General features: G+C 63.9%; 4 protein-coding genes. All 4 read right to left on the bottom strand.

Annotated elements, in window-relative coordinates:
* On the bottom strand, window positions 1-1,043 hold a 1,043-nt coding region (locus P8Y64_14195), incomplete at its 3' end, for a molybdopterin-dependent oxidoreductase (GenBank protein ID MEJ2061605.1).
* Between the two features lie 123 nt (window positions 1,044-1,166).
* The gene (locus P8Y64_14190; protein MEJ2061604.1) at window positions 1,167-1,379 is read right to left on the bottom strand and encodes a twin-arginine translocation signal domain-containing protein; all 213 of its coding nucleotides are present in this window, start codon (window positions 1,377-1,379) and stop codon (window positions 1,167-1,169) included.
* 57 nt (window positions 1,380-1,436) lie between these two features.
* Window positions 1,437-2,057: a molecular chaperone TorD family protein gene (locus P8Y64_14185; protein MEJ2061603.1), complete on the bottom strand. Its 621-nt coding sequence runs from the start codon at window positions 2,055-2,057 to the stop codon at window positions 1,437-1,439.
* 172 nt (window positions 2,058-2,229) lie between these two features.
* Window positions 2,230-3,245 (bottom strand): 4Fe-4S binding protein (locus tag P8Y64_14180; protein MEJ2061602.1); only part of this gene is annotated, 1,016 nt, incomplete at its 5' end.

Here is a 3,245-nt window from a genome sequence, read left to right as displayed (position 1 = left end):
GCGCGCGTATTGTTGTTGCCGATGGTGTGCTGGGTGCCGCCCATGCACCAGACGATGGTGCCCGGATGGTTCTTGGCCATGAGCTCCGCCACCTTGCGCACCTGGTCCGGCTTGGCCCAGGTGACGTTTTCCACGACGTCCGGCGTCCACTTGGCGACCTCTTCGCGGACCGGATCCATGCCGTAGACGCGTTCACGGATGTATTCCTTGTCCTCCCAGCCGTTCTCGAAGATGTGCCACAACACGCCCCAGACGAACGGCACGTCGGTGCCGGGACGAATGGAGACGTGCAGGTCGGCATGCGAGGCGGTGCGGGTGAAGCGCGGATCGACGACGATCATCTTCGAACCGTTTTCCTTGGCGCGCAGGATATGCTGCATGGCGACGGGATGCGCCTCGGCCGCGTTACTGCCGATGAACAGCATCGCCTTGCTGTTGTGCATGTCGTTGTAGGAGTTGGTCATCGCGCCGTAGCCCCAGGTGTTGGCTACGCCGGCGACCGTGGTGGAATGGCAGATACGCGCCTGGTGGTCCATGTTGTTGGATCCCCAGAAACCACGCCACTTGGAAAACAGATAGGCCTGTTCGTTGTTGTGCTTGGACGAACCCAGCCAGAACACCGAATCGGGGCCGGATTCCTGGCGAATCTTCAGCAGCCGGTCGCCGATTTCCTCGATGGCCTGATTCCAGGAAATGCGTTTCCACTTGCCGTCGACCAGCTTGAGCGGATATTTCAGGCGCCGGGTGCCGATTCCGTGTTCGCGCAGGGCCGCCCCTTTGGCGCAGTGTCCGCCCAGGTTGAACGGATGATCAAAGGCGGGTTCCTGATCGACCCAGACGCCGTTCTGCACTTTGGCGTAAACACCGCATCCCACAGAGCAGTGGGTGCAGACCGTGCGCCTGGTCTCGATCGGCGCATTCTGTTCCGCCGCGGGCGCCTCATCCGCATTTGCCTTGCGAATCATGCGCGGGGCGAACATGCCCGCGACCGCCGCACCGCCGGTGGCCAGCGCACTGTTGCGCAGGAAGCTGCGGCGTCCCATCGAGATGCCGCCTGCCGTTATCACCCCTTCGGTTTCGGGGCCCTGGTGCGATGCCTGTTTCCTGATCAGTTTCATGACCGGTTATCTCCTGTCGCAATCGGGTTCGAGCCGGACCGTGGCGGTCTATTCGGCGAGCGAGCGGTAGTAATCGACTATGTGCGACGTCACGCGGTAGCCCTTGTCAGGCTTGCTCTCGTCCATTGCGGGTTCGGTGACGGCGGCCTTGTCCAGCGTTTCGGCCCCGACGGCGGAAACGACCGCTGCACCCGCGCCCAGCGCGACTGCGCCCTTGAGGAAATGACGGCGTGACGACGACTTGTTGTCCTGTTCATGCATGGCTTTAGCCCTCTTGCGAACCTCGCCCTTTGTGTTGAATCACAGCGCCCGTTTCCCTTACGCCTTGCCGCCCAGATAGTCTCTTTCGACCGGCAGGAACGCGTTGCCCAGGCGTCCCACCGAGCGGTAGAAACAGGCGCTCCTGGCGGTTTCCAGATCGGTGTAGAAACGCCCGATCCAGGGCGCCAGGTGGTGCTCGAAAAACTGGCGTTGAAGCGGAATGTCGAAGGCGGGATCGGTGCACAGCCAGGCCATTACCTCGCACAGGGCGGCGGCATGATCCTCCGGCTCGCTGACGCCGTCTTCGCGTGCGAACCCCAGCCTTCGAAGATCGTCGCGCAGTTCGCTCAGCGGCCTTTCCATCAGGAAGCCCGTTTGGTACCACGAGGCGTAGGGCATCAGCTCGCCGGCGACCAAGCCGATGAACAGCTCGTGGAATTCGTCGTCGACGTCGGACGGATCGGCATGCTCCGCGGCGAGACGCAGGAGTTTCCATGCCTTTCCCAGATCGTTGTCCGGCCCTGTCGGTGAGATGCCTCGCAATGTCATCAGTACCTCATCGGTCGGAGGCTCCCGCAAAAGCCCCGCCAGCAAGCCGTAGATATCGGCCCTGGCGGCATCCTGATCGTTGATTATGGGGATCACGGCCTGTTCTTCTGAGAACGGGACTGTGCTCATCGATGCCTCCTCCGACATTCCCTTTTCTTTCTAGCAATTGGGAGACCAGACAAAACGCGAAAATAGGGAACGATTGCGGCCGAAACGGCTATGCGGCCGGCGGGATACGAAAAAGCCGGCGCATGTGCCGGCCAAATTGGCTCACCCTGAGCCATAACAGGGACAGATGCGCTCATTGGGTACGCTCCATTTCCTCGAGCATGATGTCTTTGGCCCGGCATTCGCCGCACATGTGCAGACGGCGCTGGGCGCGCGGCGTCTGGTACATCCAGTGACCGGACAGCTTTTCGGTCATGCGCAGCACCATGGACCGCGTCGCGAAGGGGGTCCCGCATGTCACGCATTCGAAGGGCGGATCGTCGTTCAGCACCTGGGCCTGGTTGCGGGTGTCGGGATCGAGCAGGTAACGGGGCTCGCGCCGTATGGCGCCTTCGGGACAGGCGGTTTCGCACAACCCGCATTGCACGCAGCGGGATTCGTACAGGTCGAGTCTCGGCGCGGTCCCGCCGTCCGCCAGGGCGTGCGGCGGACAGACCGAGACGCAGGCCATGCACAGGGTGCAGGCTTCCTTGTCGATCTGCAGAGTGCCAAACGGCGACTGCGGTGGCAGCGACACGGCATCGACCGTGGCCCCGGCCTGTGCGGCCAGATGGTCCAGCGCGAAGAACAGGGTTTCGCGCTTGCCGCCCTCGCCCCAGAAGCTGCCCGCCTCGATGGGCGGCATGTCCTCGGCCTGCACCCAGGCCTCCCAGGCGCCGGGATCGGCGGCGACGCGCATCACCGCCGTGCCGGGATACCCCAACCCCTGCAGCAGCGCGGAGACCACCTCGAGCTGCTGATCCAGTTCCGTGCGCGAACGCGCCGGCACCTGTTCCGTATCCAGCAGCCCGACGCGTTTCGCCCCATAGGCCAGTGCCGACAGCCAGATTTCCATGCCCACGCTGGCCAGCTCTTCCAGCGGCACCGGAATGATCCGGCCGGGCACTTCGTCGCCCAGGCCGGCCAGGCGTTCCGCGCCGCCCTCGGCGTCGTGAAACAGAATGACCGCATCCTGCCCGCCCTGGTCACGATAGCTCTGCAACAGCTTGCGCAGCCCGTCCAGCATGTTGGCCGCGCGCGGCAGCGTGTAGCGCATCGCGCCGCTGGGACAGGCGCTGACGCAGGCGCCGCCACCCTGGCACAGGAAGG

Source organism: Gammaproteobacteria bacterium (assembly GCA_037388465.1).
GTDB lineage: Bacteria > Pseudomonadota > Gammaproteobacteria > SpSt-1174 > SpSt-1174 > JARRKE01.
Note: the sequence above shows the minus strand (reverse complement) of the source record. Positions and strands in the feature narration are given on the sequence as shown.